This window comes from Pseudomonas sp. SbOxS1 (genome assembly GCF_013416725.1).
Classification (GTDB): domain Bacteria; phylum Pseudomonadota; class Gammaproteobacteria; order Pseudomonadales; family Pseudomonadaceae; genus Aquipseudomonas.
This window is the reverse complement of record NZ_JAAVXC010000032.1, coordinates 153,546-173,937: the sequence shown is the minus strand read 5'-3', so window position 1 is coordinate 173,937 and position 20,392 is coordinate 153,546. Positions and strand designations below refer to the sequence as shown.

Here is a 20,392-nt window from a genome sequence, read left to right as displayed (position 1 = left end):
CGTTTACTCCTCTGCCCCGGCAGCTGAATGCGAGTTCATGTCCGTAGCGGCCACTTCTTTCTCTTTCTTCTCGTGCTTGACCTTCGGGCCTGGTTTCATGCCTTCGTACTTGTCGACGATGATCTGGAACAGGTTCGGCGTCACCGAGGAGTAGAGCTCGACTGGGTTGTTCTGGCTCTGCTTGGAAAGGGCTGCGTATTCAGCTTGTTCAAGCTGTTTAGGTGCCTTTTTGACTTCACTTACCCAGGCGTCGAAATCTTCCTGGGAAGTTGCGATCGCTTTGAATTTCATACCGGTGAAACCGGCACCGCTGTAGTTGGCGGAGATGCCGTCCATTTCAGCGTTGCGGTCGGCGATCAGGTGCATTCTGGTCTGCATGCCCGCCATCGCGTAGATCTGGCCGCCCAGGCCCGGGATGAAGAACGAGTTCATCACGGCGTCGGAGGTGATCTTGAAGTTGATTGGCGTGTGCGCCGGGAACACGATCTTGTTGACCGTGGCAATGCCTTGTTCCGGGTAGATGAACAGCCACTTCCAGTCCAGCGCGACCACTTCGATGGTCACCGGCTTCACGTCGGATTCGATCGGACGGTACGGGTCCAGCTCGTGGGTCGACTTGTAGGTGATGTAACCCAAGGCAATGATGATCAACACCGGAACAGTCCACACCGCGATCTCGATCTTGGTGGAGTGGTTCCATTTAGGCGTGTAGGTCGCCTTGGTGTTGGATGCGCGGTATTTCCAGGCGAACAGGAAGGTCATCACGATGACCGGGATCACGACCAACAGCATCAGCAGCGTTGCGGTGATGATCAGGTTTCGCTGTTCCAGGCCAACCTGGCCCGTGGGATTGAGCAAGGTCATGTTGCAGCCTCCCAGCAACAACGTGCCGAGCAGCGGCACTAAGCCTAGTAGTCTGGGGTACCTGTTTTTACTCATCTCACGACCTCTAAAGCAGCTTGCGCAATGCAGTTGGGTTTTGATCGCCAACACTTCACCCTGCCAAGGGTTGGCATTTTTCTTGGATTGAATAAGGGCTTGCCCGTCGAGCGTCAGAGGCGTTTCGACAAATCCTGGGCCAGCGGTGAGTTCTTATTCGAATTCGTGGTCAAAGGCCTTGTTACAGCCCAATTCCATTTGGTGCGGATAGTTGGAGGCACCGACACCTGGGCGTCACATCAGGCCAAAAGGCCTCTCGACACCCTCGTGCCACTCATGCACCAATGCCTGGGTGAGCAGTGCCGGGAATTCAGTGCGGGCGATTGTAGATATGTAGCGTTTTATAAACCATGTCTTATCCCGAAATAATTTTTATCCCAGCCCGCAACAATCCTGACTCAAATCTGTAAAAGTGGCGCATCTTATCGAAATTGATTCTCAACAAAAACACCAAAAATAGTAGGGCTACCACCCGCGATACAGACAGTATCGAAGGTGCGACAACGACCCTCTACTCCGCCCTAGCCCCGATATGGCAAGGGCTCTGGCAAATCGCCAGAGCCTGTTAAAACTGCCTGCTCCCGTGTCAGCCGGCAAAAATCCGGCGGCGCTCAAACGCGCCAATTTCATTGCAGGACACCGCACCAATCCGACACACGAAAGCGCGCTGCGACACTCGCGATGTGACAACATGTCGCACACTTGTCGCACCCCTGATTGCCGCGCATCACGGTCTTTTTACCTGGCCCCTGAAATGCAAAAACGCCCCGGTCCCCTCATCGAGGACCGGGGCGTTTTGCGTGTGTCGCAATAATGCCGCCGATGATGTCAGTGCAGCGCCTTGCGATTGCGCACCGTCAGCAGCGGCACCAGCACCACCACCAGCACGAAGGCCACCAGCGCCCATTGCGCCAGGGACAACCCCAGGATCGGCGGGTACGGCGTGGAGCAGAAACCGTCCACCTGGAAGCCCAGCGGGAAGATCTTCGCCAGCGGCAAGCCGTCGACTATCGGTTGCAGCACATCGATGCCGCAACTGACGGCCGGATAGAACTGCGTGTAGACGTGATGCCCGGCCACCCCGACGCCCGCCAGGGCACAAATGACCACCAGGGTCTCCAGCACCGTGATGCTGCGCCGGGTGCGCATGGCCGCACCAATGAAAGCGAAGAGCGCGATCAACAGCAGCGCGTAACGTTGCAGGATGCACAACGGGCACGGCGCCTCGCCCAACACCACCTGCATGTACAACGCACCACCGATCAGCGCCAGGCAGATGATGCCCAACAGCACCAGGTAGCGCCGTTCACGGCCCAGACGCATCGTTTCCTCGCTCATCGTGTTTCCCTTTTGACTATCGATTGCCCGCCAGTTTACACGCTGGCCTTGCCCTTTGAGAGTCGGGTGCGTGCAAGCGGGTATCGTGGGAATAGACGACAGGTCGGTTAAGACGGGATTAACCGTAACGACCCTGGCCCCGCGAACTCGGCCTGTAGCAACTTCACAAACGCCTCACGCGCCGGGTGCCGGCCTGCGCTCTCGTGCCAGTAAAAAAGGTTGTCGACGCTCGTCAGTTCCGGGAATTCATAACCCTGGCAACCGGCGCTGAGACAATATTGCTCATAGATTCCACGGGGCACCAGCGAGACACCGGCACCGGCACTGACACAGCCAACGATGGTGCCATAGCTGGCGATGCTGACAATCGGCTGCACCTGGTCATGGCGCAACAGCCACTGTTCCAGCGCGAAACGATACGGGCATCCCGGCGGCCACATGAAAATCGCCTTGCCCTGCAGATCCGCCGCCTGGCGCAAAGGCCCATGGGAGGCGGACGCGATGAGAATCAGATCTTCGCGGTACATCACTTCCCGCTGCAGTCCCGGGCGTTCAACGTTTACCGCCACGAACGCCCCATCCAGCCGCCGATGTTGGGTGTCGTCGAGTAATTGAGCCCAGGTGCCAGTGCTCAACTCCAGCATCACCTTTGGGTAAAGCTCGTGGTACTTGGCCAATAACCGGGGCAATCGCCCAGTGGCAGTGGACTCGATGGCACCAATGCGCAGAGGACCGCTCGGCGCACTGTCGGGAGCCAATGCCCTGCGCGCTTCGTCGGCCAGGCCGAGGATTTTCGTCGTGTAATCGAGAAACACCTCCCCGGCAGGCGTGATCCGCAATCCTCGGCCATCGCGAGAAAACAGCGCAGTACCGAGTTCACGCTCCAGGGACTTGAGGCGTGCGGTGATATTGGACGGTACGCAATGCAGCACCTCGGCCGCACGCGCGATGCTGCCGAGATGGTGAACCGTGTTGAACATGCGCAGTTGGGACAGTTCCATAGCTCACCCAAAGTGAATTCTTGACTCAGTTTAAGTCACTTGTAGTGAATCCGGATGATTTTGATAATTCGACTGCGCGCACTTCAGTTACGTCATCACACTTTGGATAAACAGGACGTTTTATGGATTTGATTCAGCGCATGAACCTGAGCCTCGCCACAAGGCCCGGCGTAAAAATCGCCCTGGCTACGTTTTTTGTGATCCTTTGCTGGGCCTATTCGCCCACTGGAATCCACATCGGGCTAGTGGCTTACGAGCCCGGTCATTTGGCGTTGATCCGCTTTCTCATCGCCTCGACGTTCATGGCCGGGGTCGCATGGGTGGCGGGCATTTCCCTGCCGCGCCTGAAAGACCTGCCGCTGTTGGCTGTGCTGGGATTCTTTGCTGTCAGCCTGCACCACATCGCAATCAACTACGGTCAACGAGGCGTCAGTGCCGGCGCGTCCAGTGTACTGGCACAATCCACTCCGCTATTCAGCACATTGCTGGCGCATTTCGTGTTCAAACAGCGTGTCAACCGCTGGCAATGGAGCTGCGTACTAGGTGGCCTATTGGGTGCCGCTGTCGTGGTCAGCAGTGATCGTGGTTTGGGTGATCTGGATGCGCACGGGCTGCTGGTCCTGTTGGCGGCGTTGTCCTGGAGTCTCTATTTCGCCCTGCAAAAAGGCCATTCCCATCGCTACAACGGGCTGACGATGGTGTGCTACACCATTTGGTCAGGCACCGCGCTGCTACTTGTCTATGCACCGGGCTTGTGGAGCGAAGTGCAGAACGCCCCGGCTTCGGTCAATCTGGCGGTGCTCGTCCTGGGCATTTTTCCCAGCGCCCTTGCGTACCTCGCCTGGGCATACGTGCTGGCGCACAGCAATGTCAGCCGCGCGTCCATTTCGCTTTACCTGATACCGCCTACCGCCATGTTGATGGCCTCGGTGGTTCTGGCAGAACGCCCTTCGATCATGGTCATTGTCGGGATGGTCATCGTGCTGACGAGCGTGCTTGCCCTCAATCTGCAGCCATTGAAAGTCGCGGTACCTCTCGACAACGTTTGAGCACAGGTCTGTGGCGAGGGGATTTATCGAGACGTCGCCCCGCTGGGCCGCGAAGCGGCCCTCAGCGTCCGTTCAAACAGACTCATTTGTTCGGATTACGACTGCTTCGCAGCCGAGCGGGGATAAATCCCCTCACCACAAAGCCCCAAGAGCGGTTGATCAGTCGCCGTAGATATCAGACTTGAAGTACTGCTGCGAAATCTTCTGGTACTCGCCACTGGCGCGAATCCCGTCGATTGCGTTGTTCAGCTCCGATACCAGCTCGGTATTGCCCTTGCGCACTGCAATCCCGGCGCCCTCGCCCACGTATTTCGGGTCCTTGAGCTCCGGGCCGGCGAATGCATAGCCCTTGCCGCGCGGCATCGACAGGAAGTCGTTGAGCGGAATGGTGTCGGCAAAGATGGCATCGAGGCGGCCGGCCGCCAGGTCCATGTAGATTTCTTCGTTATTGCTGTAGCGCTTGACGTTGATGCCCTTGGGTTCGAAGACTTCGGTCGCGTAACGGTCGGTGGTGGTCGCCCGTTGCACGCCAACGGTCTTGCCCTTGAGGCTGGCGTATTGATCATCCACCACCGCGCCTTCCTTCATGACCAGGCGCGATGAAGTGAAGTAGTACTTGTGGGTGAAATCCACCGACTTCTTGCGGTCTTCGTTGATGGTCATCGACGAGAGTGCCATGTCGATTTTCTTCACTTTCAGGGAAGGAATCAGGCCGTCGAACTCGCCCTCGACCCACACGCACTTGACCTTCATCTGCGCGCACAGCGCATTGCCGATGTCGTAGTCGAAACCCACGATCTCACCTTTGTCGGTCTTGGAGGCAAACGGTGGGTAGGCCGCTTCGATGCCGATGCGAAGGGTTTTCTCGGCGGCAAACAGGCTGCTGCACGCCAACAGGCTCAGGGCCAGACCAGTGATGAGGGGGAATTTCTTCATGTTCGTTCTCTCGCGGGTTGTTGTTGGTTTGGCAAGATGGAAGAAGAGCAGAAACGGGAGAAGCCTTTTTTGTACTTATAAATCCATACTGGACTTTTATGTATTAGGCGTCAATCGGGTAAATGCGGGGCGTGCCGGCCGATGGTCGGGTGGCGTGTCAGGGAGTTTTTGGGGGATGCGAATGGCCTCTTCTCTGTAGGAGCCGGCTTGCCGGCGAAGGCGTCCTTGAACACTGCGCAGGTCTTTTGGACGCCTTCGCTGGCAAGCCAGCTCCTACAGCCAGCTCCTACAGCCAGCGATCCGCCGCCGCATGATCGCTGTCACGCCCCTCGACCCAACGCGGACCGTCGCTGGTGTTTTCCTTCTTCCAGAACGGTGCGCGGGTTTTCAGGTAGTCCATGACAAAGGCGCAGGCGTCGAATGCCGCCTGGCGGTGGGCGCTCGCGGCGCCGACGAAGACGATGGGTTCGCCGGGCTCCAGGGCACCGATGCGGTGCAGCACCTCCAGCTTGAGCAAGGGCCAGCGCTTCTCGGCCTCGGTGGCGATCTTGCCGAGGGCTTTTTCGGTCATGCCCGGATAGTGTTCAAGGAACATCCCGGCGACATCAAGGCCGTCATTGAAGTCGCGCACATAGCCGACAAAACTCACCACCGCCCCAACGCCGACATTGGCATCGTGCATGGCGTTGACTTCGGCACCGGGATCGAACGCGGTCGATTGCACGCGAATGGCCATGTCTCAGCCCCCGGTCACAGTGGGGAAAAACGCCACTTCATCGCCATCACTGACCGGTTCGTCGAGCTGGCAAAGGTCTTCGTTGCGCGCGCACATCAGGTTCTGCTCGTGCAGCACGTCAGCACCCTCACGTTGCGCCAGCAATGCCCGCACGTCGTCAACAGTGGCGAACTGGCCTTCGACCTTCACCGAATCCACGCCCAGCGCTTCACGGTAACGGGCAAAAAACTTCACGGTGACGTTCATGATGGATCCGCCTGGAAATGGCCGCTCTTGCCGCCGACCTTCTCCAGCAGGCGCACGCTTTCGATGGTCATGCCGCGATCCACGGCCTTGCACATGTCATAGATAGTCAAGGCGGCGACACTGGCAGCCGTCAGCGCTTCCATCTCGACCCCGGTCTGCCCGGACAACTTGCAGCGCGCCACGATGCGTACGCTGTCGTCGCCTTCGGCACTGAGCTCGACCTTGACCCCGGTCAGCATCAACGGATGGCAGAGGGGAATCAGGTCGCTGGTTTTTTTCGCCGCCTGAATACCGGCAATGCGCGCCACGGCGAACACATCACCCTTGGGGTGACCGCCGCTGACGATCATCTGCAGGGTTTCGGGCAGCATGCGCACCAGCGCTTGGGCCGTCGCTTCACGGAACGTCACGGCTTTTTCGGTGACGTCGACCATATTGGCGCGACCTTGGGAATCGAGATGAGTCAGCACGGGGTTACTCCTGATCAGGAGTCCCGATTGTAAACCTGTGGGTCAATTTTTCGCACGCACGATTATCGGCTCAAACAATCCCCTCTGTAGGAGCGAGGCTTGCCCGCGATTCAGACGCCGCGGTTGAACAGGTACGCCGAGTAGATGCCATCGCGAGCAGGCTCGCTCCCACAGGGTTCTGAGTTGCCCATAAAAAACCGGGCGACCCGTTAGGCCGCCCGGCTTGGGTGAAGGTTACAGATGCGATTCGGCGTATTCGGCCAGGATCGAACGAGGCACCCCTTGCAGGGTGATGTGCACGCCGTTGGGGAAATCCTTGAAGCGTTCAGTCAGGTACGTCAGCCCGGAGCTGGTCGCGGACAGGTAAGGGGTGTCGATCTGTGCCAGGTTGCCCAGGCACACCACTTTGGAGCCGGCACCGGCACGGGTGATGATGGTTTTCATCTGGTGCGGTGTCAGGTTCTGGCATTCGTCGATCAGGATCAGGCTCTGCTGGAAACTACGCCCGCGGATGTAGTTGAGGGATTTGAACTGCAACGGCACTTTGCTGAGGATGTAGTCGACGCTGCCATGGGTGCTTTCGTCATCCATGTGCAAGGCTTCGAGGTTGTCGGTGATGGCGCCCAGCCAAGGCTCCATTTTTTCCGCTTCGGTGCCGGGCAGGAAGCCGATCTCCTGGTCCAGGCCTTGCACGCTGCGGGTGGCGATGATGCGGCGGTAGCGCTTGCTGACCATGGTCTGCTCGATGGCCGCGGCCAGCGCGAGGATGGTTTTACCGGAACCGGCGGCACCGGACAGGTTGACCAGGTGGATGTCCGGATCGAGCAAGGCATACAGCGCCAGGCTCTGATAGATGTCACGCGGCTTCAGGCCCCAGGCTTCCTGGTGCAGCAACGGTTCCTGGTGCAAGTCCAGGATCAGCAGCTTGTCTTCCTCGATCTCCTTGATCCAGCCGACGAAACCCTGCTCATCGATGATGAACTCGTTGATATGCACCGCTGGCAGATTGTCGATCAACTGTACCTGGTGCCAGGTGCGACCGTGGTCCTGACGGGTCTCGACCTTGCTCACCCGGTCCCAGAAGGAACCCGTCATGTTGTGATAGCCATTAGGCAGCAGCGATACGTCGTCGACCAACTGGTCGGTGCTGTAGTCCTCGGCCGCAATCCCGCAGGCCCGGGCCTTGAGGCGCATGTTGATGTCTTTGGTGACCAGCACCACGGGCTTCTTCGGCTCGCGTGCGTGCAGGTCGATCAATTGGTTGATGATTCTGTTGTCGTTCAGATGCTCAGGCAGAACGATGTGGGGTTCGGCCTGCTTACTCATCAGAATTGACAGCAATCCCTTGGGTCCGCTCTTACCCCGCTGGATCGGCACGCCCTGCTCGACGTCCTCGGGTGAGGCATCGCCCAGGGTCTTGTCGATCAGCCGGATGGCCTGGCGACATTCGGCGGCAACGCTGTGATGCCCGCTCTTGAGCTTGTCGAGCTCTTCAAGCACGGTCATCGGGATCGCGACGTGGTGTTCTTCGAAGTTGAGCAGCGCGTTTGGATCGTGAATCAATACGTTGGTATCGAGTACATAAAGGATTGGCTGGTTGGAAGAAGAGCTACGTCCGTGATCATCCATACTCGGTCACCTTAGTCAGAGCCAGTGGACGCAATACCTTGGCGGTGCTGCGCCTCGAAGTGACTACCGAATACACCTGCGGGGACTCAAGTGTTCTGCCTACATAGCGGGGTCTTGGGAGACGCCACCTGTGTTGCAGGTTTCGGCGGTCTGTCTTCGTAATACTCCAAAACCCATGACAGAAAAAAGCACTTTGACGCTTTTTTGAAGTTTATTTTGCAGAGTGACGAAAAGCCCTTGGCGGACTGCCATCACTTGTTTACAGTCGGAGATCAACCTGTAGCAAAATCCCCCCCTGAAATCGCCGTTTACCCAATGTTTACGGGCTTTGGCGATTTTCAGCGAAACCCTTCCTGACAGTCCTCCCAACCGATCCCGCTTTGCGCCGTTTGCGTGATCAGCCACGGCAACGCCGTTTTCACCCCGTCCTGCTTCACATTGAAATTGATAACGCCATGGCGCCACAGGAGCATCAGGGTCAGCACCCGTTGCGCACTCTGGCTACCCTTGAGCTTGCCGGCACCGTCCTGGGCATCGATGTCCCACAGGGCGACCTGCAACCCCTGGGCCTTGAAGAAAGCGCCAGCGTCGGCGCGACGCTGGCCATCGGGCGGGCGAAACAGCGGCACGAAGTTCTCCGGCAGTTTGTTCCTGGCCAGCTCGACGCTGCGGCGTACCGAGTCCTGCCAGTCCTGCCAATGGCTGTGGGAACGAAACTCCCAGCCTTGTACACCGACGCACTGGGCTGACCAGGTCGCTTGCAGGCTGGCCACCGAACGCTCGCCCAGACGCGCCTGGAGGTCCTTGCCGAGAACGAAGAAGGTGCCGCTGAGGTTGGCCTTGCGCAAGTACTCGGCAATCCAGTCGGTATTGTCCGGCACGGCATTGGCGGCGCTGTCGAACGTCAAGAGAAACAGCCGGTCATGCATCGCGTCGCCATTACGCTCATAGTCACCGAAATGATCGACTTCGCTGCTGGTTTGCGGAAACAGCGCCGCCTTGCGCAGTTGCTCATCCAGGTACTGGCTGTGGAACAGGCGGCTCGGTTCGGCCCACCTTATGTAGTAGCTGTCCTCGCTGAGCTGAAACTTGCCGGCCTGCTCGCGCAAGGTGGCCATGTCCTCGACCAGGAAACAGAAGGAGGCATCCTGGTCGCAACTTTGCTGGGCGAAATTGTAGTTGGCCAACAGCCGCTGCCAGAGGCGCTGGCGAACACGATTGACCGACTCCAGATTGATCGTGCGCAGGCCCAGGCGTTGCGCCAGTGCGGCTTCATCCAGGGACTCACTGGCCAACAGCACCCGGGCGAACATGAGGATTTCGGCACGCGACGCGACATCGAACAGGGTCGGGGTGTCGAGTTTTTCCGGCCAGGTGCTGCGATCCAGCGTCGCCACTTCACCCGGCGCCGCCATGACGCCGAAGCTCAGGAGCCAGGCTGTGAGCAGAAAAACGATACGCAATGGGATGTCTCCATAACAAAACCCGGGCGGCACTATAGCTGATCCAATTCCTAAAACTCGTGTGGGAGCGAGCCTGCTCGCGAATGCGGTGTGTCAGCCCCCGACAATGCCAACAGGCAGATCGCTTTCGCGAGCAGGCTCGCTCCCACAGGGATTGCCACCGGTCATCACCTATGGCCTTGATAGCTGGAGTCAACGATGACAACCCCCTAGAATCGCCGCCACGATTAAAGGAGACGACTTCATGCTGATGGTGATTTCCCCCGCCAAGACCCTCGATTACGAAACACCGCCGGCGACCCAGCGCTTTACCCAGCCGCAATACCTGGACCACTCCCAGGAGCTGATCCAGCAATTGCGCGAGCTGACCCCGGCGCAGATCAGCGAGTTGATGCACGTTTCCGACAAGATCGGCGGGCTCAACGCCGCCCGCTTTGGCAGCTGGACACCCGCCTTTACCCCGGCCAACGCCAAGCAGGCCTTGCTGGCGTTCAAGGGCGACGTCTACACCGGGCTCAATGCACAAACCTTCAGCGAAGCCGACTTCGACTACGCCCAGCAGCATTTGCGCATGCTTTCCGGCCTCTATGGCCTGCTGCGCCCCCTGGACCTGATGCAACCGTACCGCCTGGAAATGGGCACCAAGCTGGCCAATGCCCGGGGCAAGGACCTGTATGCTTTCTGGGGCACGCGTATCAGTGAATGGTTGAACGAAGCCCTGGCCGATCAGGGCGATGACGTGCTGCTCAACCTGGCGTCCAACGAGTACTTCTCGGCGGTCAAGCGCAGCGCCTTGAATGCACGCATCATCAACACCGACTTCAAGGACCTGAAGAACGGTCAGTACAAGATCATCAGCTTCTACGCGAAAAAAGCCCGGGGCATGATGAGCCGCTTCGTCATCGAAGAGCGCATCAACGATCCGCAAGCCCTCAAGCAGTTCGATGTGCAGGGCTATCGCTACAGCGCCGAGCAGTCCAAACCGGACAACCTGGTGTTCCTGCGCGACCACGCACCAGAGTGAAGCAGCGGGTGGCGCACGACCTTCAAGATCCCTCGTGCGCCCCCTCATTGATCCCCTCGCATTCCCCCGCCATCTTCGTCATTTTTATGACGCCAAAAAACAAATTGTCAATTTTCTAACTTTAGTTTCACTCGACTTCGATCATTTTTTTCAGTAGTGGCACTGAAAATTTTTCTCCGTAGTGGCAAATAACTATCCCCTCCAATAATCCGCCTATATATAAAGGGCGAAACGGGAAGTGCTATCAATTTGAGAGCAGTGCCATCTTTGTCAATATTTCAAGAAATTTCAGATTTCGTGATGGTCGGGTCGGAACTATGTCCGAATGCACCGCTCATACCACCGGTAACGATTCTCGCCGAGGATGTACGAGATAACTTACGCAGAACAGCGATCCATGCAGTGAAGTTGCAACACTAACTTTCACTGCTTTATCCCTGATTTGGGCAACAACAGAACGGACAGGAGATATGCACCATTACTATCCCCTACAAGGCCAAGGCAGCGCCCCTATAAACGTGCTCACCCGGGCACCAGACCGCTTGATCTACGGGCTTCCAGCCTGACATCGAGCGCGCAGGATCATTGCACGAATATCTTCTGAACAGAGGACCGGCTGCATAACAGGGCAAGTCATAACAACAAGGCCTAGTTGCGCACACCTTGAGTGCACTTATTTAGACACTCGGAACTTTCATGCCAGCACGCGGTATTGTCGCGCCTGCAAGGCTTAACTTCCGCGTGCACTATAACCGCTGAACACCATTAACTCCGGCCATCTAATGGCTTGATCAACACTGAGGTAAATGCGATGCGCATCAGCATATTTGGTTTGGGTTACGTTGGCGCAGTCTGTGCCGGTTGCCTGTCTGCACGGGGCCATGACGTCGTTGGCGTTGATGTTGCCAAAGACAAGATCGATATGATCAACGCAGGCAAATCGCCAATCGTTGAGCCAGGCCTGGGCGAACTTCTGGCCCAAGGTATCCAGACCGGTCGTCTGCGCGGTACCACCAACTTCGCCGAGGCGATTCGCGACACCGACCTGTCGATGATCTGTGTCGGTACGCCGAGCAAGAAGAACGGCGACCTGGAACTCAACTACATCGAGGCCGTGTGCCGCGAGATCGGTTTTGTCCTGCGTGACAAGACCACCCGTCATACCATCGTGGTCCGCAGCACCGTGCTGCCGGGTACCGTGGCCAACGTGGTGATCCCGATTCTCGAAGACTGCTCCGGCAAGAAGGCCGGTGTCGATTTCGGTGTGGCGGTCAACCCTGAGTTCCTGCGTGAAAGCACGGCCATCGCCGACTACGACCAACCGCCAATGACCGTCATCGGCGAGTTCGACAAGGCCTCGGGCGACGTTCTGCAATCGCTGTACGAAGAACTCGACGCGCCGATCATCCGCAAGGACATCGCCGTTGCCGAGATGATCAAGTACACCTGCAACGTGTGGCACGCCGCCAAGGTGACCTTCGCCAACGAGATCGGCAACATCGCCAAGGCCGTCGGCGTCGATGGTCGTGAAGTGATGGACGTTGTCTGCCAGGACAAGACCCTGAACCTGTCCCAGTACTACATGCGCCCGGGCTTCGCCTTCGGCGGTTCCTGCCTGCCCAAGGACGTACGTGCCCTGACCTACCGCGCCAGCTCCCTGGACGTCGAGGCACCGCTGCTCAACTCGCTGATGCGCAGTAACGAGTCCCAGGTGCAGAACGCGTTCGACATCGTTTCCAGCCACGACAAACGCAAAGTCGCGCTGCTGGGCCTGAGCTTCAAGGCCGGCACCGATGACCTGCGCGAGAGCCCGTTGGTGGACCTGGCGGAAATGCTGATCGGCAAGGGCTACGACCTGAGCATCTACGACGCCAACGTCGAGTACGCCCGTGTCCATGGTGCGAACAAGGACTACATCGAGTCGAAAATCCCGCACGTGTCGTCCCTGCTCAATTCCGACTTCGACGCGGTGATCAACAACTCCGACGTGATCATCCTCGGCAACCGTGACGAGAAATTCCGCGCCTTGGTGCAGGACGTCCCGCACGGCAAGCAAGTGATCGACCTGGTGGGCTTCATGTCCAAGGCCACCAGCGAGGCTGGCCGCGCTGAAGGTATCTGCTGGTAAAGCACCGTCCCTTGTAGGAGCCAGGCTTGCCGGCGAACCGGGCGCCTCGGTGCGTCAGGTACGCCGCCTTCGCGGGCAAGCCTCGCTCCTACACGCATTAACCCAATCGGGCCTAGCCCGAGATCGAGACGGATGCAGATTATGCACAGGCTAAAGCACGGCCTACTCCAGGCCGCCGGTTGGCTGTTCTACCTGAGTTTACTGATGGGCATCGCCATGGCGCTGCCTGTGTCCACGTTCGACTCCGAGTCGAAGGACTTCATTTTCCTGATCGGGATCGTCGGTATCTGGCGCTACTCGATGGGTGCCACGCACTTTCTGCGCGGCATGCTGTTCCTGTACGTGGTCTACCCGCACCTGCGGCGCAAAGTGCGCAAGCTGGGCAAGGCGGCAGACCCGTCCCACGTATTTTTGATGGTCACCAGTTTCCGTATCGATGCCCTGACCACCGCGCAGGTCTACAGCTCGGTGATCCGCGAAGCGATCGACTGCGAGCTGCCGACCACCGTGGTCTGCTCCATCGTCGAAATGTCCGATGAACTGCTGGTCAAGAGCCTGTGGAACCGGATGAATCCGCCTGCCCGGGTGAAGCTCGACTTCGTGCGCATCCCCGGCACCGGCAAGCGCGATGGCCTGGCATTCGGTTTCCGTGCCATCTCCCGTCACCTGCCGGACGACCGCGCCGTGGTGGCCGTGATCGATGGCGATACCGTGCTCGGCGAAGGCGTCGTGCGCAAGACCGTGCCGTGGTTCCAGCTGTTCGGCAATGTCGGCGGCCTGACCACCAACGAATTCTGCGAAGTGCGCGGCGGCTACATCATGAGCGAGTGGCACAAGCTGCGTTTCGCCCAGCGTCACATCAACATGTGCTCGATGGCCCTGTCCAAGCGCGTGCTGACCATGACCGGGCGCATGTCGGTGTTCCGCGCCACCGTGGTCACCAACCCGGAATTCATCGCCGACGTGGAAAGCGACTCGCTGCAGCACTGGCGCCTGGGTCGCTTCAAGTTCCTGACCGGCGACGACAAGTCCAGCTGGTTCAGCCTGATGCGCCTGGGCTACGACACCTTCTACGTGCCCGATGCCGCGATCAACACCGTCGAGCACCCGCCGGAAAAGAGCTTCATCAAGGCCAGTCGTAAGCTGATGTTCCGCTGGTACGGCAACAACCTGCGCCAGAACTCCCGCGCCCTGGGCCTGGGGATCAAGCGCCTCGGTGCGTTCACGTCCGTGGTGCTGTTTGACCAGCGTGTGTCGATGTGGACTTCGCTGCTGGGCCTGACCGTGGCGCTGATCGCCAGCTTCAAGTACGGCACCGCGTTCATCCTGGTGTACCTGCTGTGGATCGGCATCACCCGCCTGATCCTGACCCTGTTGCTGTCCTGCTCCGGCCACCGGATCGGGCCGGCCTACCCGGCGATTCTCTATTACAACCAGATCGTTGGCGCGCTGGTGAAGATCTACGTGTTCTTCCGCCTCGACCAACAGTCCTGGACTCGCCAGCCCACTGCCCTGACCCGTGATCTCGCCAGCTTTCAACGTTGGTTCAACACCTGGTCGTCTCGGACCATGACCTTCTCCGCCGGCAGCATTTTTGTCGCCGTGCTGCTGATGATGGTCTGACCGCCCCCTTTTTGAATTAACCAGGAAATCGCCCTTATGAATACCGCCGTCAATGCCAACGTAGTGCACGAATCCGAAGCCCAGCGCCAACACGCCCGGGTGAAAATCCCGGCCAAGCTGCGTTTCTTCGGCCCTGACCGGACACCGGTCGAAGCGCGAGTGATCGACCTTTCCGCCGGTGGCCTGGCCTTCAATGCCGGGCAACTGCCACTGAAGATCGGCGACAAGTACAAGGCCCGTCTGCAATTCGTCATCGACAACCTCGGCCTGGCCATGGACGTGGAATTGCAGGTGCGCTCCTTCGACCGCGAGACCGGCCGCACCGGTTGCCAGTTCCAGAACCTGGAACCGCAAGACATCTCGACCTTGCGCCACCTGATCACTTCGCACCTGGCCGGCGACATCGTCACCATCGGCGAAGTGCTGGCGACCCTGCAGCGCGACAACTTCACCAAGGCGCGCAAGATCAAGGACGGCGGCCACGGCATGACCCCGTTCGGGCGCATGAAAGCGGTGACCTTCAGCCTGGGGATTTTCGTCGTCGGCCTGGCGGCATTCGGGTTCATCTTCAAGTCGGTGTACGGCATGTACTTCGTCAGCCACGCCCAGGCGGGCCTGGTCAGCGTGCCCGGCGTGAACATCACCATGCCCCGCGACGGCACCGTGCAGAGCCTGGTGAAAGCCGACGGCGTTGCCGCCAAAGGTGCGCCACTGGCGACCTTCAGCACCAGCATGCTCGACGTGCTCAAGGGCCACCTGGAAGACGATCAACTGGCCCCGGCCAAGGTTGAAGAGCTGTTCGGCAAGCAAATGACCGGCACCCTGACCTCGCCTTGCGATTGCACCGTGGCCCAGCAGATGGTCGCCGACGGTCAGTACGCCAGCAAGGGTGACGTGATCTTCCAGCTGGTGCCGCGCAACACCGAAGCCAACATTGAGGCGCGCTTCTCCTATCGCCAGTTCGGCGACGTATTGCCGGGCACCGCAGTGCGCTTCCAGATCGCCGGCGAAGACAAGACCCGCACCGGCAAGATCGTCAACAGCACCAGCCTGAAAAGTGCCGACTTGTCCTCCGACATCCGCGTGCTGATCCAGCCTGACGAAGCCCTGGACAGCAGCCTCGCCGGCCGTCCGGTGGAAGTGAACAGCGACCGTGGCCCGAACCTGAACTGGCTGATCGACAAAGCCATGGCTGCTGGTCTGTAACCGGAGGACATGCCTGTGAAGCCCCCTATCCTCAACACACCGCAATCCCTGTGGGAGCGAGCCTGCTCGCGATGGGATCAACGCGGTTCGACTGATGCACCGCGTAGCCTGAATCGCCAGCAGGCTGGCTCCCACATGGGAACTCTGTGTGCTGTGGCATTGGCGGTGAGCCTCGCTGGTTGCGCCGGCCTGCCCGACCAGCGCCTGGCCAACGAAGCCCTCAAGCGTGGCGACACCGCCACCGCCGCGGCGAACTACCAGCAACTGGCAGCGCTGGGCTACAGCGAAGCCCAGGTCGGCCTGGCCGACATCCAGGTCGACAGCCGCGACCCGGCGCAGATGAAACAGGCCGAGGCGACTTACCGCGCCGCCGCCAGTGTTTCGCCGCGTGCCCAAGCCCGTCTCGGCCGTCTGTTGGTAGCCAAGCCTGGCGCCACCGAAGCCGAACACCAGGAAGCCGAAGGCCTGCTGAAAAAAGCCTCCGCCGCTGGCGAAGGCAACACCCTGATCCCGCTGGCGATGCTGTACCTGCAATACCCGCACAGCTTCCCCAACGTCGATGCGCAAAAGCAGATCAGCCAATGGCGCACCGAAGGCAAGCCGGAAGCGGGCCTGGCGCAAGTGCTGCTGTATCGCACCCAGGGCACCTATGACCAGCATCTGGATGACGTGGAAAAGGTCTGCAAGGCCGCGCTCAACACCACCGACATCTGCTACGTCGAACTGGCCACGGTCTATCAGAAAAAGGCCCAGCCCGAGCAACAGGCTGAGCTGATCAAGCAGATGCAGGCGGCGCACAGTCGCGGCACCGTGTCGGCGCAACGTATCGACAGCGTCGCCCGCGTGCTGGCCGATGCGAGCCTGGGCCAGCCCGACGAAAAAACCGCGCAGTCGCTGCTCGAAGGTATCGCCCCGGGCTACCCGGCGTCCTGGGTCACCCTGGCGCAACTGATCTACGACTTCCCGGAACTGGGCGACGTCGACCAGATGATGAAGTACCTGGACAACGGCCGCGCCGCCGACCAGCCGCGCGCCGAGCTGTTGCTGGGCAAGCTCTACTACGAAGGCAAGATGGTCCCGGCCGACGCCAAGGTCGCCGAGGAACACTTCCAGAAAGCCGTCGGCCGCGAAGTCGCTGCCGATTACTACCTCGGCCAGATCTATCGCCGTGGCTACCTGGGCAAGGTCTACCCGCAGAAGGCGCTGGATCACCTGTTGACCGCTGCGCGCAACGGCCAGAACAGCGCCGACTTCGCCATCGCCCAACTGTTTTCCCAGGGCAAGGGCACCAAGCCTGACCCGCTCAATGCGTATGTCTTCAGCCAACTGGCCAAGACCCAGAACACCCCGCAAGCCACCGAGCTTGCGCAAACACTCGAAGCCCAACTGCCGCCTGCGCAGCTGGCCGAGGCCCAACGCCTGTTGAAACAGGAACAGGCGACCCGTGGCGCCCTGAGCCAGAACACACCGCAACTGCAGGCCCTGCAAGAAGACGGCGAGGAATCCCTATGAAGTTGAATCCATTCATGAAGGCCGGTATCGGCCTGACGTTCGCGCTGATCTGGTCGTGCCCGACACTGGCGGCGATGACGGAAGAAACCAAGAACTACGGCCTGGACGTGAAAATCACCGGGCAGTCCGAAGACGACCGTGACCTCGGCACCCAGAGCGGTGGCGACGTCAACGGCCTGGGCCTCGACCTGCGCCCTTGGGTCTATGGCGAGAGCGGCGCGTGGAGCGCCTTCGCCATGGGTCAGGCGGTGACGTCCACCGACATCATCGAAACCGACACCCTGCAGGAATCCGACAACGACGGCACCCAGACCACCGACAACGGTGATCGCAAGACCAAGAAGAACTACCTGGCGATGCGCGAGTTCTGGGTCGGCTACAGCGGCTTCACGCCCTACCCTGGCGAGATCCTCAAGTTGGGTCGCCAGCGCCTGCGTAACGACGACGGCCAATGGCGCGACACCAACATCGAAGCCCTGAACTGGACCTTCGACACCACCCTGTTGCGCGCCAACGCCGGTGTCGCCGAACGCTTCAGCGAGTACCGCACCGACCTGAAGGAACTGGCGCCCAAGGACAAGGATCGCCTGCACGCCTTCGCCGATGCCGAATACCAATGGACACCGGGTCACTGGGCCGGCATCCGCGGTCATCACACCCACGATGACGGCAAGCTCGACTACCCGACACCGGGTGAACCGGGCGATTCGCTGGACAAGAAACAGAACGGCGACATCAGCTGGCTGGGCCTGCAAGCCAACAGCGATGCCTACAACTGGCGCAACACCAACACGGTCAATTACTGGGGCAGCATCACCGGCATGAGCGGCGACCGCGACACGGTCAACCCGCTGAACGCCGATGGCAGCGCACCGGCACAAGCCAAGCGCAGCGGCGATGTCGACGGCTGGGCCACTGACCTGGGCGTGCGCCTGCGCCTCGATCCGCAATGGCAAGTCGGTGCGGCCTACGCCCGTGCCAGCGCCGATTACGAACAGAACGGCCTGGAAAGCAACCGCTCGAACTACACCGGTACCCGCTCGCGGGTGCACCGCTTCGGCGAAGCCTTCCGTGGCGAAATGAACAACATGCAATCGGCCACGCTGTTCGGTTCGTGGATGCTCAACGACGAATACGACGCCAGCCTGATCTACCACAAATTCTGGCGCGTCGACGGTAACAAGCCGATCACCAGCAACGGCATCGACGCCGTGCAGAACAACACCGACGACGTGACCGGCGCGGTGCTGTCCAGCACTTCCCTGCCACTGAATAACGGTGACAAAGACCTCGGTCAGGAAATGGACCTGGTGGTCACCAAGTACTTCAAGCAAGGTCTGCTGCCAGCAGCATTGAGCCAGAAGATCGATGAGCCTTCGGCCCTGGTGCGTTTCCGCGGTGGTGTGTTCAAGCCCGGCGATGCCTACGGCAAGGAAGTCGATTCGTACATGCACCGCGCGTTCGTCGACGTGATCTGGCGCTTCTGATGCACATTGCGAAGGGAGTCTCCCAGATGAATCATCAAGCCCGTAAAGGCTCGATCAGCCTGCTGGCCGGCGCGATGCTGCTGGCCAGTGCGGCTGCCTTCGCCAATGTGGAGCCGGCCGCCAAGCCGGCCACCATGGCCAAGGAACTGCAACAGGCCAAGACCTACACCGTCAGCAGCGCACCGACCGCGCCGCTGGAGCTGGCCACGCCGAAACTGCCGGACCTTTCAGGCTACACCGCAGAGGCCATCGCCGCGAAAATCGTGCGCAGCAAGGCCGGCAAAATCAGTGTGCGCCGGATGATGCAAGAGAACGCCCTGAAGGACTTCATCGGTGGCGACAACAAGATGGCCGAGTGGGTGGTGCGTCAGCACGGCATCCCCCAGGCGATCTTCGTCGACGACGGCTACATGAACCTCAAGGACCTGGCGAACAAGCTGCCCAAGCAGTACTTCAGCGAAACTTCGCCGGGTGTGTTCCTGGCCAAACTGCCGATCGTAGTGGGTGAGAAAGGCATCCTGGAAATCGACAAGCAGACCCAGGAATTGCGCCTGTCCCAGGAGGCCGGTTCGTTCCTGGTCAACGACGGCCAGTTGTTCGTGCGTGATACCAAGGTCACTGGCTGGAGCGAGAAGGCCAACGGCCCGGCGGCCTTCAAGTCGCCCAAGGAATTCCGCCCGTTCCTGCTGGCCTGGGGCGGCACCGAGACCTACATCGCCAACAGCAAGATGGCCAGCTTCGGCTACGCCAACAGTAAGTCCTACGGTGTGAGTATTTCCCAGTACACGCCGAACATGGCCAAGGTGCTCAAGCGCCCTGAACCGACCGGCTGGATCGTCGGATCCGAGTTCTCGGACATGTGGTACGGCTTCTACTGCTACGAAACCAGCAACTTCGTGGTCAAGGGCAACACCTACAAAGACAACATCGTCTACGGCATCGACCCGCACGACCGTTCCCACGGCCTGATCATCGCCGACAACACGGTGTTCGGGACCAAGAAGAAGCACGGGATCATCATTTCCCGTGAGGTCAACGACAGCTTCATCTTCAACAACCGCAGCTACGACAACAAGTTGTCGGGCCTGGTGATCGACCGTAACAGCGTGAACAACCTGATCGCGCACAACGAGATCTACCAGAACCACACCGACGGCATCACCCTCTACGAGAGTGCCGACAACTTGCTGTGGGGCAACAAGGTGATCAGCAACCGTCGCCACGGCATCCGTATTCGTAACAGCGTGAACATTCGCCTCTACGAAAACGTCGCCATGGCCAACGGCCTGACCGGCGTCTACGGGCACATCAAGGACCTGAGCGACACCGACCGTGACATCAAGCTCGACCCGTTCGACGCCCAGGTGTCGCTGATCGTGGTCGGCGGTGAACTGGCGGCCAACGGCAGCGGCCCGCTGTCCATCGACTCGCCGTTGAGCGTCGAGCTGTATCGCGTGTCCATGCTCGCACCGACCAAATCCAGCGGCATCAGCTTCTCGGGGATTCTCGGCGAGCGCCAGGATGAAATTCTCGACCTGTTGGTGCGCCAGCAGAAAGCCGTGCTGATCGACCCCGTCGAACGCCAGACCGAAATGCGGGACTGAG

Annotated in this window: 17 protein-coding genes; 8 read left to right on the top strand and 9 right to left on the bottom strand. The window is 59.7% G+C overall.

Annotated elements, in window-relative coordinates; all coding sequences use genetic code 11:
* Positions 1-3 precede the first annotated feature (3 nt).
* From cyoA to HFK74_RS24890, 3 genes are all read right to left on the bottom strand, one after another.
* Positions 4-939, bottom strand: a complete 936-nt coding sequence (cyoA, locus tag HFK74_RS24900; protein ID WP_008060547.1) for a ubiquinol oxidase subunit II — start codon at positions 937-939, stop codon at positions 4-6.
* Positions 940-1,767: 828 nt separating this feature from the next.
* The gene (locus HFK74_RS24895) at positions 1,768-2,277 is read right to left on the bottom strand and encodes a disulfide bond formation protein B (protein WP_180205798.1); all 510 of its coding nucleotides are present in this window, start codon (positions 2,275-2,277) and stop codon (positions 1,768-1,770) included.
* Positions 2,278-2,384: 107 nt separating this feature from the next.
* Entirely contained in the window at positions 2,385-3,278 is an 894-nt protein-coding gene (locus HFK74_RS24890; protein WP_180205797.1) for a LysR family transcriptional regulator, read from the bottom strand.
* Positions 3,279-3,400: 122 nt separating this feature from the next.
* Between HFK74_RS24890 and HFK74_RS24885 the strand changes: the two genes are divergently transcribed.
* Positions 3,401-4,327 carry a DMT family transporter gene (locus HFK74_RS24885; RefSeq protein WP_180205796.1) on the top strand — a complete coding sequence of 309 codons (927 nt, stop codon included), beginning with the start codon at positions 3,401-3,403 and terminating at the stop codon, positions 4,325-4,327.
* Positions 4,328-4,486: 159 nt separating this feature from the next.
* Here HFK74_RS24885 and HFK74_RS24880 read toward each other — a convergent pair whose 3' ends face one another.
* The 6 genes from HFK74_RS24880 to HFK74_RS24855 form a co-directional block, all read right to left on the bottom strand.
* Positions 4,487-5,263, bottom strand: coding sequence for an ABC transporter substrate-binding protein (locus HFK74_RS24880; protein ID WP_180205795.1), 777 nt, complete (start codon positions 5,261-5,263; stop codon positions 4,487-4,489).
* Between the two features lie 286 nt (positions 5,264-5,549).
* Positions 5,550-5,999, bottom strand: a complete 450-nt coding sequence (gene moaE / locus HFK74_RS24875; protein ID WP_180205794.1) for a molybdopterin synthase catalytic subunit MoaE — start codon at positions 5,997-5,999, stop codon at positions 5,550-5,552.
* A gap of 3 nt (positions 6,000-6,002) precedes the next feature.
* A complete protein-coding gene (moaD, locus tag HFK74_RS24870) occupies positions 6,003-6,245 on the bottom strand; it encodes a molybdopterin converting factor subunit 1 (protein ID WP_180205793.1) in 243 nt (80 codons plus the stop codon).
* Positions 6,242-6,715, bottom strand: coding sequence for a cyclic pyranopterin monophosphate synthase MoaC (moaC, locus tag HFK74_RS24865; RefSeq protein WP_008060536.1), 474 nt, complete (start codon positions 6,713-6,715; stop codon positions 6,242-6,244). The genes moaD and moaC overlap by 4 nt, the downstream gene beginning before the upstream one ends.
* Positions 6,716-6,949: 234 nt before the next feature.
* Positions 6,950-8,344: a PhoH family protein gene (locus tag HFK74_RS24860; RefSeq protein WP_008060535.1), complete on the bottom strand. Its 1,395-nt coding sequence runs from the start codon at positions 8,342-8,344 to the stop codon at positions 6,950-6,952.
* Between the two features lie 338 nt (positions 8,345-8,682).
* The gene (locus HFK74_RS24855) at positions 8,683-9,807 is read right to left on the bottom strand and encodes a polysaccharide deacetylase family protein (RefSeq protein WP_180205792.1); all 1,125 of its coding nucleotides are present in this window, start codon (positions 9,805-9,807) and stop codon (positions 8,683-8,685) included.
* 244 nt (positions 9,808-10,051) lie between these two features.
* Here HFK74_RS24855 and yaaA point away from each other — a divergent pair, with 244 nt between their 5' ends.
* From yaaA to algG, 7 genes are all read left to right on the top strand, one after another.
* Entirely contained in the window at positions 10,052-10,831 is a 780-nt protein-coding gene (yaaA, locus tag HFK74_RS24850) for a peroxide stress protein YaaA (RefSeq protein WP_180205791.1), read from the top strand.
* Between the two features lie 811 nt (positions 10,832-11,642).
* A complete protein-coding gene (locus HFK74_RS24845) occupies positions 11,643-12,959 on the top strand; it encodes a nucleotide sugar dehydrogenase (RefSeq protein ID WP_180205790.1) in 1,317 nt (438 codons plus the stop codon).
* A gap of 138 nt (positions 12,960-13,097) precedes the next feature.
* Positions 13,098-14,582 carry a mannuronan synthase gene (gene alg8 / locus HFK74_RS24840; RefSeq protein ID WP_180205900.1) on the top strand — a complete coding sequence of 495 codons (1,485 nt, stop codon included), beginning with the start codon at positions 13,098-13,100 and terminating at the stop codon, positions 14,580-14,582.
* 36 nt (positions 14,583-14,618) lie between these two features.
* Positions 14,619-15,788: an alginate biosynthesis protein Alg44 gene (locus HFK74_RS24835; RefSeq protein WP_180205789.1), complete on the top strand. Its 1,170-nt coding sequence runs from the start codon at positions 14,619-14,621 to the stop codon at positions 15,786-15,788.
* A 9-nt stretch (positions 15,789-15,797) separates the two neighbouring features.
* Complete coding sequence (algK, locus tag HFK74_RS24830) at positions 15,798-17,300, top strand: alginate biosynthesis TPR repeat lipoprotein AlgK (protein WP_180205788.1); 1,503 nt, start codon at positions 15,798-15,800, stop codon at positions 17,298-17,300.
* Entirely contained in the window at positions 17,297-18,787 is a 1,491-nt protein-coding gene (locus HFK74_RS24825) for an alginate export family protein (protein WP_008060522.1), read from the top strand. The genes algK and HFK74_RS24825 overlap by 4 nt, the downstream gene beginning before the upstream one ends.
* Positions 18,788-18,813: 26 nt before the next feature.
* Positions 18,814-20,391 carry a mannuronan 5-epimerase AlgG gene (algG, locus tag HFK74_RS24820; protein WP_180205787.1) on the top strand — a complete coding sequence of 526 codons (1,578 nt, stop codon included), beginning with the start codon at positions 18,814-18,816 and terminating at the stop codon, positions 20,389-20,391.
* Position 20,392 lies beyond the last annotated feature (1 nt).

What these genes read in the sequence shown, in the direction of transcription:
- HFK74_RS24885 (WP_180205796.1), top strand. Translation starts at nt 3,401, where the DNA reads ATGGATTTGATTCAGCGCATGAACCTGAGCCTCGCCACAAGGCCCGGC.
- algK (WP_180205788.1), top strand. Translation starts at nt 15,798, where the DNA reads ATGCCTGTGAAGCCCCCTATCCTCAACACACCGCAATCCCTGTGGGAG.
- HFK74_RS24890 (WP_180205797.1), bottom strand. Translation starts at nt 3,278, where the DNA reads ATGGAACTGTCCCAACTGCGCATGTTCAACACGGTTCACCATCTCGGC.
- moaE (WP_180205794.1), bottom strand. Translation starts at nt 5,999, where the DNA reads ATGGCCATTCGCGTGCAATCGACCGCGTTCGATCCCGGTGCCGAAGTC.
- yaaA (WP_180205791.1), top strand. Translation starts at nt 10,052, where the DNA reads ATGCTGATGGTGATTTCCCCCGCCAAGACCCTCGATTACGAAACACCG.
- algG (WP_180205787.1), top strand. Translation starts at nt 18,814, where the DNA reads ATGAATCATCAAGCCCGTAAAGGCTCGATCAGCCTGCTGGCCGGCGCG.
- moaD (WP_180205793.1), bottom strand. Translation starts at nt 6,245, where the DNA reads ATGAACGTCACCGTGAAGTTTTTTGCCCGTTACCGTGAAGCGCTGGGC.
- cyoA (WP_008060547.1), bottom strand. Translation starts at nt 939, where the DNA reads ATGAGTAAAAACAGGTACCCCAGACTACTAGGCTTAGTGCCGCTGCTC.
- HFK74_RS24880 (WP_180205795.1), bottom strand. Translation starts at nt 5,263, where the DNA reads ATGAAGAAATTCCCCCTCATCACTGGTCTGGCCCTGAGCCTGTTGGCG.
- HFK74_RS24835 (WP_180205789.1), top strand. Translation starts at nt 14,619, where the DNA reads ATGAATACCGCCGTCAATGCCAACGTAGTGCACGAATCCGAAGCCCAG.
- HFK74_RS24860 (WP_008060535.1), bottom strand. Translation starts at nt 8,344, where the DNA reads ATGGATGATCACGGACGTAGCTCTTCTTCCAACCAGCCAATCCTTTAT.
- HFK74_RS24845 (WP_180205790.1), top strand. Translation starts at nt 11,643, where the DNA reads ATGCGCATCAGCATATTTGGTTTGGGTTACGTTGGCGCAGTCTGTGCC.
- HFK74_RS24825 (WP_008060522.1), top strand. Translation starts at nt 17,297, where the DNA reads ATGAAGTTGAATCCATTCATGAAGGCCGGTATCGGCCTGACGTTCGCG.
- HFK74_RS24895 (WP_180205798.1), bottom strand. Translation starts at nt 2,277, where the DNA reads ATGAGCGAGGAAACGATGCGTCTGGGCCGTGAACGGCGCTACCTGGTG.